At 49.9% G+C, this 13,746-nt stretch carries 13 protein-coding genes; 5 read left to right on the forward strand and 8 right to left on the reverse strand.

Annotation, left to right across the window (positions count from 1 at the left end):
- Window positions 1–227 precede the first annotated feature (227 nt).
- Complete coding sequence (gene alaS / locus C7B82_RS25340) at window positions 228–2,855, reverse strand: alanine--tRNA ligase (protein ID WP_106259545.1); 2,628 nt, start codon at window positions 2,853–2,855, stop codon at window positions 228–230.
- Window positions 2,856–3,584: 729 nt separating this feature from the next.
- On the opposite strand from alaS, the gene C7B82_RS25350 reads away from it, so the two are divergent.
- The 3 genes from C7B82_RS25350 to C7B82_RS25360 all read left to right on the forward strand — a co-directional run bounded on the left by C7B82_RS25350 (window position 3,585) and on the right by C7B82_RS25360 (window position 4,904).
- Window positions 3,585–3,803 (forward strand): type II toxin-antitoxin system HicB family antitoxin, encoded by a 219-nt coding sequence (locus C7B82_RS25350; protein WP_106259547.1) that lies wholly within the window; start codon window positions 3,585–3,587, stop codon window positions 3,801–3,803.
- A gap of 491 nt (window positions 3,804–4,294) precedes the next feature.
- Window positions 4,295–4,522 (forward strand): type II toxin-antitoxin system HigB family toxin, encoded by a 228-nt coding sequence (locus C7B82_RS34830; protein WP_339375217.1) that lies wholly within the window; start codon window positions 4,295–4,297, stop codon window positions 4,520–4,522.
- Window positions 4,506–4,904, forward strand: coding sequence for a helix-turn-helix domain-containing protein (locus tag C7B82_RS25360; protein ID WP_106259549.1), 399 nt, complete (start codon window positions 4,506–4,508; stop codon window positions 4,902–4,904). Before C7B82_RS34830 ends, C7B82_RS25360 begins: the two co-directional genes overlap by 17 nt.
- Before the next feature lie 127 nt (window positions 4,905–5,031).
- Here the strand turns inward: C7B82_RS25360 and C7B82_RS25365 are convergent, their stop codons facing one another.
- The 4 genes from C7B82_RS25365 to C7B82_RS25380 form a co-directional block, all read right to left on the reverse strand.
- Window positions 5,032–5,232 carry a DUF2283 domain-containing protein gene (locus C7B82_RS25365; RefSeq protein ID WP_106259550.1) on the reverse strand — a complete coding sequence of 67 codons (201 nt, stop codon included), beginning with the start codon at window positions 5,230–5,232 and terminating at the stop codon, window positions 5,032–5,034.
- A gap of 127 nt (window positions 5,233–5,359) precedes the next feature.
- The gene (locus tag C7B82_RS25370) at window positions 5,360–6,037 is read right to left on the reverse strand and encodes a DUF4145 domain-containing protein (protein WP_106259551.1); all 678 of its coding nucleotides are present in this window, start codon (window positions 6,035–6,037) and stop codon (window positions 5,360–5,362) included.
- Window positions 6,038–6,193: 156 nt separating this feature from the next.
- Complete coding sequence (locus tag C7B82_RS25375) at window positions 6,194–6,952, reverse strand: hypothetical protein (protein WP_146141261.1); 759 nt, start codon at window positions 6,950–6,952, stop codon at window positions 6,194–6,196.
- A gap of 55 nt (window positions 6,953–7,007) precedes the next feature.
- The gene (locus C7B82_RS25380; protein WP_106259553.1) at window positions 7,008–8,927 is read right to left on the reverse strand and encodes an ABC transporter ATP-binding protein; all 1,920 of its coding nucleotides are present in this window, start codon (window positions 8,925–8,927) and stop codon (window positions 7,008–7,010) included.
- A 149-nt stretch (window positions 8,928–9,076) separates the two neighbouring features.
- Here C7B82_RS25380 and C7B82_RS25385 point away from each other — a divergent pair, with 149 nt between their 5' ends.
- Window positions 9,077–9,736: a Uma2 family endonuclease gene (locus C7B82_RS25385; RefSeq protein WP_106259554.1), complete on the forward strand. Its 660-nt coding sequence runs from the start codon at window positions 9,077–9,079 to the stop codon at window positions 9,734–9,736.
- A 22-nt stretch (window positions 9,737–9,758) separates the two neighbouring features.
- On the opposite strand, the gene C7B82_RS25390 is transcribed toward C7B82_RS25385, so the two are convergent.
- From C7B82_RS25390 to C7B82_RS25400, 3 genes are all read right to left on the reverse strand, one after another.
- On the reverse strand, window positions 9,759–10,712 hold the full coding sequence (locus C7B82_RS25390; RefSeq protein WP_106259555.1) for an asparaginase: 954 nt from the start codon (window positions 10,710–10,712) through the stop codon (window positions 9,759–9,761).
- Between the two features lie 163 nt (window positions 10,713–10,875).
- Window positions 10,876–11,373: a CGLD27 family protein gene (locus C7B82_RS25395; protein WP_106259556.1), complete on the reverse strand. Its 498-nt coding sequence runs from the start codon at window positions 11,371–11,373 to the stop codon at window positions 10,876–10,878.
- A 252-nt stretch (window positions 11,374–11,625) separates the two neighbouring features.
- Window positions 11,626–11,943: a slr1957 family protein gene (locus tag C7B82_RS25400; RefSeq protein ID WP_106259557.1), complete on the reverse strand. Its 318-nt coding sequence runs from the start codon at window positions 11,941–11,943 to the stop codon at window positions 11,626–11,628.
- A 548-nt stretch (window positions 11,944–12,491) separates the two neighbouring features.
- Here C7B82_RS25400 and C7B82_RS25405 point away from each other — a divergent pair.
- Window positions 12,492–13,721, forward strand: a complete 1,230-nt coding sequence (locus C7B82_RS25405; RefSeq protein ID WP_106259558.1) for an ABC transporter substrate-binding protein — start codon at window positions 12,492–12,494, stop codon at window positions 13,719–13,721.
- Window positions 13,722–13,746: the final 25 nt, after the last annotated feature.

Raw genomic sequence — 13,746 nt, forward strand, 5'->3', positions numbered from 1 at the left:
TTGGATTAACCACACCCCACACCCCAGCCCCCACATCCCACGTCACAAGACTGTGGCTTACTGATCTGAAAACTGCTGTAGGTTCTGCGGACTAAACAGCAATGAGCTTCGGTTTCACGCACAGTTTGAAAGAAACCAGGTCTCTGGACACAACCTGGAGGCTTCAACAACCTCTGCTCGTGAAGAAACGCGGTTTCTCTAGCCTACGGATTGCTGCAACAGCCTTGCTAGCTCAAACCAGATTGGAGCTGTTTTTTGGCTTCTGCAAGCGCTTCAGGCAGTTTGCTGGCATCACGACCGCCTGCCTGAGCGAGGTTAGGCCGTCCGCCACCACCACCACCAGTAAGTTTGGCGATCGCGCCCACCAACTTACCAGCCTGCAACCCTTTTTGAATCACGGCAGGGCTGAAAGCAGCGACCAGGCTAACCTTATCGGCTTCAGGAACGGAGCCAAGGACAACCGCGCCATTGGCGAGCTTTTGCTGGAGCTGTTCAGCAGCCGTTTTGAGGGATTCGGGGTCAACGCCATCCAGTTGAGCAATCAGGATATGGAACTCACCGACGGCTTCAGCCTGTGCCAGAAGATTATCGGCTTTGGCGAGGGCAAGCTGACCTTTAGCGGTTTCGAGCTGTTTTTGGGTGGTTTTGAGTTCGGTTTGCAGGGTCGTGATGCGATCGCTGATCTCTTCGGGCTTAACCTTAAAGCGATCGCTCAGATCACGGACGATCGCATCACGTACATTCAGGTATTCCAGCACAGCAGGACCTGCAATCGCTTCAATACGACGGATGCCAGCAGCAACACCGGCTTCGGAAACGATTTTGAACAGACCGATTTCAGCCGTGTTGCTCACGTGAGTGCCGCCACACAATTCCATCGACACGCCTGCAACATCCAGTACGCGAACTTCACTGCCGTATTTTTCGCCAAACATCGCGATCGCGCCTTTTGCTTTGGCTTCTGCGATCGGCAGAATCGACGTCTGAGCCTTGTGAGCTTCGGCAATCCAGGTATTGACCTGATCTTCAACCTGCTGGAGTTCGTCTGGCGTGAGGGGACGAGGGCAGTGGAAGTCAAACCGGAGACGATCGAAGGACACCAGCGACCCTGCCTGAGAAATGTTGTCATCCACCAGCTTTTTCAGCGCTGATTGCAACAGATGGGTCGCGGTGTGGTGCGCCTGGGCACGACGACGACAAGCAAGGTCAATCTGTGCAGTGACGGAATCACCCGTATGCAAGGTGCCCCGCTCCACACGACCGTAGTGGACGAAGAAGGCAGATTCTTTTTGCACATCTTCAATCCGCACCAGAACGTCATCCCCAGAGAGGTAGCCACGATCGCCAATTTGCCCACCAGACTCGGCATAAAACGGCGTCTGATCGAGCACAACCTGTACAGCCGTGCCCGCTTCTACCAGTTGTTTAGGTTTACCATTCACCATCAAGACCTGCACGATCGCATTGGTTGCTGGCTGGGTATACCCCAAAAACTCAGTCTGCTCAATGTGGTTCGCCAGGTGATCCAGGGTGCCTTGAGCGGTGAGGTCAATGGTTGTATGTGCCAGTTGAGAGCGTCGTCGCTGCTGCTCCATTTCGGTCTCAAACCCAACGGTATCGATCGTTAAGCCTTTCTCAGCCGCAATTTCTTCGGTCAGCTCTAGCGGGAAGCCATAGGTGTCGTAAAGCGTGAACGCATCGGTGCCAGAAATTTGTCCACCCGCACCCACTTGCTCGGTGATGTCTGCTAGCAGCTTTTCACCGCGATCGAGGGTTTTCAGGAAGCCAATTTCTTCTCGTTGCAGCGCGACTTTGATCGTCCGCTCCATAATGCGCACGTCGGGATAGGCAGACTCAGATAGGGCGATCGCGGCTTCAGCAACTTTGGGTGTAAACTCGCGATCGATGCCAATCAAGCGACCGTAGCGGATGACGCGACGAATCAACCGGCGCAGCACATAGCCACGACCTTCGTTGGAAGCCACAATGCCATCGGCAATCATGTGAACAACGGCACGAACGTGATCGCCAATGACCTTGAGAGCGATTTTGGTCGTCTCATCAACGGTGGCGTAGTCAAGGTTGGCGATCGCTGCCGCGCTTTGAATAATGGGGAAAATCAGGTCAGTTTCATAGTTGTTGGGCACTTTCTGGAGGATTTGCGCCATCCGTTCCAGTCCCAACCCCGTGTCGATGTTCTTGTTTGCCAGCGGTGTCAGGTTGCCTGCGGTATCCCGGTTGTACTGCATGAACACCAGGTTATAGAACTCGATAAACCGGGTGTCGTCTTCTAAGTCAATATGCTCATCACCTTTTTCGGGATGAAAGTCGTAGTACATCTCAGAACAGGGGCCACAGGGACCCGTTGGACCAGACACCCAGAAGTTATCCTTTTCACCCATGCGCTGAATCCGATGGGCAGGAATGCCAATTTCGTCGCGCCACAGAGCGAAGGCTTCATCGTCATCCTCAAAGACACTCACAACCAAACGCTCTGGCGGCAGACCGTAGACCTTGGTAGACAGTTCCCATGCCCACGCGATCGCCTGCGACTTGAAGTAATCCCCAAAGCTGAAGTTGCCCAGCATTTCAAAGAACGTATGGTGTCGCGCCGTACGCCCCACGTTCTCGATGTCGTTGGTGCGAATGCATTTCTGCGACGTAGTGGCGCGGGGAAACTCAGCCGGACGCTGTCCCAAAAAGATAGGCTTGAACGGCAACATCCCGGCGATCGTCAGCAGCACGGTGGGATCTTCTGGCACCAGGGAGGCACTGGGCAAGATCTGGTGCCCTCTGGCTGCATAGAAGTTGAGAAAGGTTTGCCGAATTTGAGTGCCGCTGAAGGGAGTAGCCATGAAACGTGGTGGGGTTCTGCTAAGAAAGTATTCGCTGATCTTAATGATGCCGTATGATTCTGCCATTTCACCCGATGTCGTGACAAACTGCCCCGACAAATTGGAGCGGAAACCGCAAGATTCCTCAACGGCTGAGAAACAGGAGTGCGGGTTTATACGCAGGAAGAACGATGGCTTACCTGAGCGTACTTAACGGTAACTTCACCATTAGTAACCACAGCTTCACCGTTAGTCACCACAGCTTCATCACTACTAACGACAACTTGTGTGGAAGTAAGGACGATTTATGTGGAAGTCATCACAGCTTGAACGGAAGTAACGATCGCTCTAGCGGAAGTAAGGACGACTTCATCGCTGATAAGGACAGCTTGCGCGGAAGTAACGCTTGCTTGAATGGCAGTAACAACGCATTGAGCGGAAGCAATGATCGCCCCTCCTACATCAACATCAGCAAAAGGCTTTACGCCTCAAGCGTTCAGATCCCCGACTTCTTAAACATTGCTCTGCTTAGAAGTCGGGGATCTTTGCGTCCCTTCTAACCTCACACCTACCATACAGGTAGAGGGAGTGGCGACGGTGAAGTCGTAAAAGACTATTATGACGTTTACAAAGGTTCGCCTCTGGACGGTTGAAGAATCACGGTTTCTGGCAAGGATGGAGCAGACGCAAAACGCTACCAGGAGAAGGAAATGCAGGCGGCAATTGAGAGTGTCAAGGAGCAAGAGCAGTATGAATAAGCTCAAATACCAAATGGTCATCCAGTGGTCTGATGAAGATGATTGCTTTTTGGTCAGCTTTCCTGATTTTCCTGGGCAGCAATGGCGGACGCATCGAGACACTTATGCGTTAGCCGTCACTAACGGTATTGAGGCATTAGAGTCACTCATGCTGGCTTATGAAGCTACGGGCGAAGCATTGCCAGAACCAACCGTTTGCAGCGCTGCATAGAAGTTGAATTTGCGATCGATCCGCTCAAAAAAACATCGAAATCGCCTCAGTATAGCTAGTTCAGGTGCGATCGCTCACTGGCAATATAGCCACGATCGCTCACTGATAAACCTCCTGAACCATTTGATCAGTATTGGGTAGCTCCATACCCTCCTAACTTGAATTTTAGCCTGAGGAGTCGATCGCCCACTTCAGCACGTTGGTGAGGTTTCGCGATGATCACCCCAACTGCGAGATCAGCAAAGGTAACTGCTTAATGCTATCCGATCGCCCGATCGAGCAAGCACCTGTTTCGGTCGATCGACTAGACGCCCACAACCTGCGAGATTGGCGGCAACGGCATAGCACAGCTTGACAGACAGTTCTCATTTTGAGAGCATAGAGATGCCTTTAAACGGGAGTAGTTAGATGAAACGTACATTCTTATGCACCTTATCAGCACTCGAAAGTTAATCGTTGCTGCTGCCAGGTATCCTGATGTAAGTTCTCAAATGCGCTCTTGGTGCAAGACGATCGAGTCCTCATCATGGCAAAATTTGCTTGAAGTTCGGCAAGTTTATGCAACGGCTGAAGCCGTGGGCAACTTTACTGTCTTCAACATCAAAAGCTATCGTTTAATTGTTGGTATTAATTATCGTGTCCAACGAGTCTCTTACAAGTACTTTCTAACTCATGCCGAGTATGACAAGGGGAAGTGGAAAGATGACCCTTACTTTTGACAATGCTGCTTATGGTCACCTGTTAAGTGAGTTTCAGCCAAAGGTTATTGCAACTGAGGCTGAGTACGATCGCCTGCTTTTAGCCGTTGAAGCATTGATGTTCTGTCAAGATCCCACTCCAGAACAAACGGCTTTATTGGAACTGTTAGCAACCCTGGTGGAGAACTATGAGAGCGAACACTACCCAATGCCAAACGCATCCCCTCACGAAGTATTAGCGCACTTAATGGAAGCTAGAAAGCTCAAACAGATTGATCTAGTGGGAATTCTTGGTTCTAAAGGGGTCGTTTCAGAAGTGGTGAATGGGAAACGAGGCATCAGCAAAGCACAGGCAAAAGCGCTAGGAGAGTTTTTTCACGTTTCGCCTGAACTGTTCATTTAAGGAAGCGTATTTGGTCGGTAGAACTGAACAGCAGTCAAATTGGGAAATCGATCGCCCCCTTCAGAGCATATGATGGGTTTTGCGATGCTTAATTGGATTTGGAAGCGGGGCGATCTTCCATCGCTGATTAAGCAGTAGTTTCCAGGAAGATTTGCTGCCAGGAGTTAGGGCTTCTCTGACTAATATACAGAACCTCAATGCCAACGACTTTACCCTCAGCGTTGTAATCCAAAATGATCCCATCACTCACTTCTTCGGAGTCGATAATGGGAGTTTCATCTAACCGTAAGTACAAGGCATCATCGTCTTTATGAACCACTAATTTCATTTCACTCTCCTGCTAAAATCGCCTACTTCAGAGCATGGGTTTGGGCTTTGCGATGCTTTAAGGGGTTTAGGAGAAGGGCGATTATATTGCATCTGCCTTCAAAGAAAACAAAGAATTAGATTTCATTTTAAAACTCAGATTCGACTTGCTTCGGAAGAATGTAGACATCTTTGAGTAGGTGTTCAACAATATCCATCGCGAGAGCAAGCTGTTTCTCATTATGAGGCTTTACTTCGTGTGCTGCTGCGTTTCCCAAAGTGCGTATTTTGTGAAGGATGGCTGCACTAGCAGGTGTCAGAATTCCTTTACTTACAAGACTGTCAATCTTTTTGAGAAGGTCATTTCCGACAGCCTCTTTTTCTTTGCATACAGTCTCTAGCAAGGCACGCAAGCCTATACCAGCAAGAACTGATGCTTGGCATGACAAGGCAATTAGGTTCTCATTGTAGATTCTGTATACATTAGATGGCAAGTAATGTGTTTCTCTGCCAAGTCCTTTGATCCCTTCGATACGAGGAGGATACAATCTTTCATCTACATTGTATTCATAAGCATCGTGACTGATAGGATAGTACTCCTCATCATTTGAGCTTGCCTCCCGAAACGATACTGTTTTACAACCGAGACATTGAACGATTTGATTGTCTATCCACCATGAAAGCGAGTAGGTGCCTTCCTCTTTCGTGCCGCGGATGTCCACGGATACAAGTACTTTATGCGTAGTCTTGCCTGTGCATTGAATACATTGTAGCGAGTACTCTTCGCCCTGCGTCTTATTAGTGTAGTAATTGATAGTACCCGGCATAAGTTCCCCAATTTATTGATGTTTTCGCTCACCCTGTAGAGATAGCATTTACACTTCATTGAGAACTTTACAACTTTAATCTATTTCGATTCACAGGCTTTTTATATGGATTAAAGACAAAAAATAAGTTCAGTATGTTTCAACTAAAGCAGAGAGCTATTGTAGAAAATCAACTTTCAAAATACTCTCGACAGGAACTTCTAATCCTTCTCCATCAAAGCAAGCGTCTGACTCAATTTCCAATGGCTCTCCTTTAGCAGTTAGAAATAGATAATACAAGATTGGTTTAAACAACTCATTTCCAATGTATTTATTACTAACGAATTTGACTATGCAAGGTTGTAGCGATCCAACAACTGTATCGTGTAAACGAAAGTTGAAGACTTTTGAGTACCCATTACAGATATCTTCTATTATTTCTGGTAGTCGTAAGTAGTCATGATTACCAACCTCGTTTGCACGAAAGGCTTCTTCTCTAATTAGCATTGCAAATGGTCCCCAGTGACAGTGATCTGATACCTTCAGATTGTAAAGGTGATCTGCTACACCGCAATCTCTAAGCTGGAGTAAGTTATCGTAATGATCAGTACCTTCAAAGATTTCCAGTAGAGTGTTCCATATTTCTTTGATAGCTGAACCTAACGGAAGAATTCCTGCTTGAAATTTTGAGTCTAACCGAGTACGTGTTAGGTGAAACCAACAAACTTCATCAATGCCAATTACTGGTTCACCAAACTCTTGATTAAAAATTCCTCTCAGTGCTTCATCGAAATAGCAGAATTGTAAAGAGCTTTCATGAATCTCAGATATATCAGTTGCTAACAGGAACTGGTCAACCTTTAGTGGCGCTAGGTTGTAGAAATATGCAAGTGTATGCAATGCAGATTCTCGCGTTTCACAATCAATTCTAGTCACAAAAGTTTTATCCTAATCAATAAAATCTGGCACGATGAGTAGATGTTGCCTATGTCTAACCGACTGACAGGCCGCGATCGGCTTGACGTTCGCGGATCCGTTCCAAGCTACTCACAGGAATCGCTGAAATGAGTTGGCGCGTGTAGTCTTTTTGGGGTTCGCGGTAGATACTTTCGGAAGGGCCGATTTCTTCGATTTCGCCTTTGTTCATAACCATAATGCGATCGCTCATGAACTTCACCACACTTAGATCATGGGAGATGAAAATGTAAGTGAGGTTGAACTCACTTTGGAGTTCTTTCAACAGGTTCAAGACTTGCGCCTGTACCGAAACATCCAGGGCCGAAACCGATTCGTCACAGATGATGAATTTAGGGTTGAGGGCAAGCGATCGGGCGATGCAAATCCGCTGGCGCTGTCCACCCGAAAACTCATGAGGGTAGCGGTTCAGGGCATCGGCGCTCAACCCCACTCGTTCCAATAGATAGACCGCACGTTTCCGCTGTTCCTGCCGTTCTCTGGGCTTCGCGTGAATCACCATCGGTTCCATCACGGCTTTGCCCACCGTCATGCGAGAATCCAGCGAACCAAACGGATTTTGGAAAATGATTTGCATCTCGCGTCGCAACCGTCGCATTTCGTTCGGCAAGAGAGTCGTGACTTCCAGGTTCTCAAAGCGCACGGTGCCGCTGGCAGGCTTAATGAGTTGCAGAATGGCGCGCGCCAGCGTCGATTTACCGCAGCCAGATTCACCCACCAAACCCAGCGTTTCACCGGGATAGACATCAAAGGAGACATCCTTCACCGCCACAAAATAGCGCCGGGTTTGCCCAAATGCACCCCGTATAGGAAACTGGACGCGCAGTTTTTGCACAGACAGCAATGGTTCTGCTTGTTGCAGCGTCGCTAACCGCTGGTCGAGTTCGTCCTGGCTGACTTCGCGTGCAAGCTGGAGGGCGCGATCGACATCCGTTTCGCGCTCTTCAATCAGCAGTTCGCCCGATGGTGACGTGCTGACCTGCATAAAGTCTGAAACCGTGGGTAGAAGATGCAGGCGACGATCGAGTCTGGGTCGGCAGGTCAATAAGCCTTTGGTATAGGGATGCTGCGGATTCGAGTAGATCTGCAAAACGGGACCTGCTTCGACGATCTTGCCCCGATACATCACAGCAACATCATCGGCAATTTCAGCAATCAGCCCCAGGTCGTGGGTGATGAACATCATGGACATACCGCGTCGATCGCGCAGATCCCGCAGCAGATCCAAAATGGTTGCCTGTACGGTCACATCCAGCGCTGTAGTGGGTTCGTCGGCAATCAGGAGTGCCGGGTCGCAGGCGATCGCCATCGCAATCATCACCCGCTGCATCTGTCCGCCGGATAGCTCATGCGGATAGCGATTCAGGAAGGCCTCTTTTTGACGGAACACCTGATGCTCTACTTCTGCTGCCGGTGGCAATGGTACGCCAGGACTGTTGCGCTGGAGGTCTTCCACGTAGCGCCGTTTCATTTCCTCATCGTCTGGTAGCAAGCGCACTTCCTGGAGACGAGCGATCGCGTCCCGTTCGGCTTCTTTCTGCGTGACGCGTTTGTGCAGACGGATGGCTTCTACGAGCTGAAACCCGATCGTATAGACCGGATTCAGCGAACTCATCGGCTCCTGAAAGATCATTGAGATCTCCCCGCCGCGATAGTCTTCAAGCTGGCGTTTGGGTAGTTTGGTGAGGTCGATCGCCTGTGCCCCGTTCTCGGCACCCCAAAACAAAATTTCGCCGTTCGTCACCTTGCCCGGAGACGGCACCAGCCCCATCACTGCCAGCGATGTCACCGATTTCCCAGACCCTGACTCGCCCACAATCCCTAACGTCTGCCCTCGTTTGACCGCAAACGAAATGCCATTCACTGCCTTGATCAGCCGTCCATCGGGTTGAAACTGAACTTCAAGGTTGTTGACTTGCAGGACTGTGTCGCTCATGAGGTACCGGGAGAACTTTCCTGGATTTTAACAGCCTCTCTGGATGGATTGCGTTTAGCCTCCCATTGTTCCAGTGTCATCCCATCGAGTAGCCGTTATTCACGCTCGGAAGCCGCTATTGTTGAGGTGGTCGCGATCGCTCAGCCGCTATGGTTCAACTGCAACCGAAACTGCTCACTGACACCTGGGTTACTGCCACCTGGAACGAATACTTACGGCTAATCGAAGATCCTGCCTACGCCAAAGCTAAAGGGTATTACTTCAACGGTCAAATGAGAGTGGAGACAATGGGGGTAGGACCGGATCATGCTAGCGACAATGGAATTATTCACGTCGCAATCACGCTATTCTGCGCCCTCAAAGGCATTCCTCTTAAGGGGCTCATTAACTGTAGCTATCGCAAAACGGGTGTCCGTGAAGCGCAGCCAGATGTTTCCTACTACGTGGGCGATGCTGCTTTGCAGCCGTTGCACGATCGCGCCATACTCGCACCGCAGGGGAGCAGCATTACAAACCTGGATGAAAGTCCCGCGCCCGATCTGGCGATCGAAATCGCTGACTCGTCACTTGACGCTGATTTGGGCAAGAAACGGTTGTTGTATGAAGAGATGGCGATCGCTGAATATTGGGTGGTCGATGTTGAAAACGCGCAAATTTTGGCGTTTCAAATCATCAACAACGGCAGCCAGCGCATTGCTCAGTCTCAAGTCTTACCAGGGCTAGAAATGACAGTACTGTCTGAGGCGATCGCCCTGCGACGTCAAATGGATGACAGTCAGGTAGTTGCTCGGCTCATGTCCAGCTTTTAAAGCTAACACTCAGACCGAACACTCACAGCATCGACAGTTCACCAGCGACTTCCAGACGGGTGACACCGCTGAGCGTCATAAAGCTTTCCGACAGGGTTTCAGAAACCGATGGACTGATCCAGCCCATTTGTTTCAGTAAATGAATGGCAACGGCGTATTTGGCTCGCTTCGAACCATCCATTACCTTGATGGCTAACCCCATCCCTTCACCCAGTCGCCCAACGCACTGAATGCCCTCTGCTCCCGCTTTACTGACCAATTCGCCTTCTGTCAGGCGCATCAGCTCCGTATCGAACTCACCGTCGCCTGCTACCATCGCGGGGTGATGCGTCATGGCACGAACGATCCGCTCCATATCCAAACTGTCACCAGAGGCAAGACGGGCGTACAGCGAGGCAATCTGCCCCAACTGCATGAAGTAAGTCGGTGCGCCACAGTCATCCCGCGCGCTGATAAACTCTTCGGCTGGCATCCGTAATTGCTCGGCGACTTTTTGCAGAATTAACTGCTGTACGGGATGGCTGCGCTGGAGGTAGCTGCTGAGCGGAAAGTTACGCTGTTGGCAAACCGCCAGCATCCCTGCGTGCTTGCCAGAGCAATTGTGCTCCAGTCGACTGCGCTTGCCTGGTGGCACAGGGCACTGAAGCACGGTGGGATCAACATCTGCACGCCAAAGAATGTTGAACGCTTGCCGGACTTGCTCGATCCTGCCCTTGTGCGAACTACAGATAATCGCCAGGTCGCGATCGCTCAAGCCATAGCGCTCAAGCGTGCCCGTTGTTGTCACCGCTAGTGCCTGAAACGGCTTGAGTGCAGATCGCACGAAGGTTGCGGTCTCTGCACTGCCAGCCACCAGTAAATTTCGTCCTCGGTTGTCGCAAATGACTGCCTGGACGTAATGTCTGGATTCGATAATACCTTCACGCAGTAGCCTGACTTCCAGCTCTGCGGATTGTGTGCGTCTTCCCCTTGTCATGCCTATGACTCTAGCATTTGACGGGGACGGAAGGGGAAAAAAGATTTGAGGAGGAGGAGGATGAAGTATGAGGCTAAAGGATAAAAGTTTTGAGTTTTGAGTTTTGAGTTAACTCTGAATACTGACCTAGCTTTCTAGCCTTCATACTTCAGACTTCAGACTTTCACAATAGCTTCCACGCCAGACTACCTGCTAGCAGCCCGATCGCCAAAACGCCAAAGGTCTGTGTGAGGCGTTTGAGAATGGGTTGAATCTGGTATGTCACAACCAGTCGGTCTTGGGCGAGCATTTCGGGTGGTTTTTCCCAAAGCTGACCATCGTACCAACCTGACTCTTCGTAAAAAACGGTGGCATCGAACAACCGCGATCGGATGTACGTCCAGCCCAAATACAAGCGCAACAGCACCAGCGATAAAAACAAGGTGGCTCCTGCCATGCCCATCAGGGCAAACTGAGCCGGATACTTGGCGATCGGAAAACTGGCAGCCGCGATCGGTCCTGCAATGATCCAACTCCAAAACCAAATCCAGAGTAGCTTCCGAAGATATTGCGGGAAGGCAAATGTTCCCCATCGAAAATACCAGGACTCTTTAAGCTCCTGGTATTCATTAAGAGGTTGCTGCTCGAAAGGAACCGGGCAGGAAGAGACAGAAGACTTCATGGCTAAGCCATCCCAAGCTGGCACACTCTACACTATAGAACGACTTGCGCCCGGTAGACGAGTCAGCAAACAGGTGATTGTTTTGCCTGGGGCTGATTGAGAAACCATACGTCGAGCACAGCTTAATAGCTAGAGCGCTTGGGGCTCCCACAAAAAATCCCCTACCTCTTGCATCAGCAGAAATAGGGGAAATCAACACGTTAGACCAAGCGAAACGTCTAATCTTTGAGGTCAGAGGCTTGTCATAATTGCTTAAAAAGTGTCATCTTCCATCCGCGCCATCACAACGGCACAAAAGGCAAACGCTGCTACCAAGGGCATTGGGGACGCAAAGAAATAGGCAAACGCTCCAGCAGTGACAGCGCTTAGTCCAGCCGCTGCACACCACACCTTTTCTTCAAAGCACAAACCACGATTTGCCTTGATCGCCCTTAACACCTGGGTTGGGATTGGCACTGGCATCACTGCATTGGGAGGAAACGCCCAGTAATCAGTGCGTTCCTGAAATAAATCAGTCCAGCCATTTTCGGAACACCAATCTTCAATCCATTGGACAGCGTAATGTTTCATATCTCAACGCATCGGTGACTTTAGCGTGGGTAAACAAAGGCGAAAAGCTAGCTGTTACAGCGGCAGCCGAGATCAAAAGGAGTGATCAAATTCGCTAATCACGTTGATAAGCTTCCCTTCTCTTTTGAGACTACCAGAGGGATTCTTTGATCAACAGCCAAAGAAATCAAAGTTTACGTGTTCAAACTAACTTGAAACGATTTGTTAAATGCAGCTTTTGTCGCGCATAAATCGTCACGACTAAAAATCCATAGCTTCTGCCCTGTAGGCGTTGTAGGCATTTATAGTCGCATCGTTGGCACTCATTTATGGCACGACATATTTCTTCAAAAAACGACGTGATCGTTGCGTATTCGACGGTTGAATCAGCCTTAAGTGAGAGACTAATCTGCACGATCGCGTTACACAATTGCCTGTTTTGTTGCGAACCCTTAATATTCGGGCAGCAGTGTAGCAGGGGCAAAATATGGTGAAATAAAAGCGGCAGCATTGCAGCGCCTGTATCTGCTTGTTAAAAAATGCTAAAAACGCACCAACATTGAACCGCTATGAAAGCAACGATTGATTGCCCATTGTTAATGACTGCCGTCACGATCGCGTTGGCTGCCTGTAGTCCCAATCCTGGCCCTACCACGACTGCATCACCTCAGGCAGGAACATCGAGTGCTCCAACTAGCGGTGCGAGCGGGATTGCGATCGGCATTGGCGTTGCTCAAACCAGCAACGTGGCTTTGCTGGGGCAGGAACAAGTTGCAGGCGCAAAAATCGCCGAGAAGTACTTCAACGACAACGGCGGCATTAACGGTACGCCAATCAAGCTGGTCTTTCAGGATACGGGGGGCGATGAGCCAGGAGCGATTAATGCCTTTCAAGCGCTGATTACGAAAGACAAAGTGGTGGGCATTGTTGGCCCCACACTCTCGCAGCAAGCGTTTGGTGCAGACCCGATCGCCGACCGAGCCAAAGTGCCCGTCCTTGGTCCCTCCAACACCGCTAAAGGCATTCCGCAGATTGGAGACTTTATCGCCCGTGTTTCTGCGCCTGTGTCGGTGGTGGCTCCCAACTCGGTGAAAGCAGCACTCAAGATCAATCCCAGCATCAAGAAGGTAGCCGTCTTTTACGCTCAAAACGATGCGTTTAACAAATCTGAAACCGAGATTTTTCAGCAAACGGTGAAAGATCAGAAACTTGATCTGGTCACGGTGCAGAAATTTCAAACCACTGATACCGATTTTCAAAGTCAGGCAACCGCTGCTATCAATCTGAAGCCCGATCTAGTCATCATTTCTGGACTGGCTGCCGATGGTGGCAACCTGGTGCGGCAACTGCGGGAATTGGGCTACAAAGGGTTGATCATTGGCGGCAATGGACTCAATACCTCTAATGTCTTCTCTGTCTGTAAAGCACTCTGTGACGGGGTGCTAATCGCTCAGGCGTACAGTCCTGAACAGCCTGGTGATATTAATGCTGCCTTTCGTGAAGCGTACCGCAGTCAGTTCAAAAAAGAACCGCCCCAGTTTAGTGCTCAAGCCTTTACTGGCGTGCAGGTGTTTGTAGACGCGTTGAAGGCTGTAGACAAACAAGCAAAGATCAGTCAGCAGCCCTTAGCTGACCTCCGTGTGGCGTTGAATAAACAAATCCTGGCTGGTAAGTACAACACGCCCTTGGGTGAACTTTCGTTCACGCCTGACGGTGAGATTGTACAAAAAGAGTTCTACGTTGCCCAAATCAAAATGGATGCAAATGGCAATAGCGGCAAGTTTACTTACTTGAAGTGAGGATGGGTGTAGGGTGTAGGGTGTA

Source organism: Stenomitos frigidus ULC18 (assembly GCF_003003795.1).
GTDB classification, from domain to species: domain Bacteria; phylum Cyanobacteriota; class Cyanobacteriia; order Leptolyngbyales; family Leptolyngbyaceae; genus Stenomitos; species Stenomitos frigidus_A.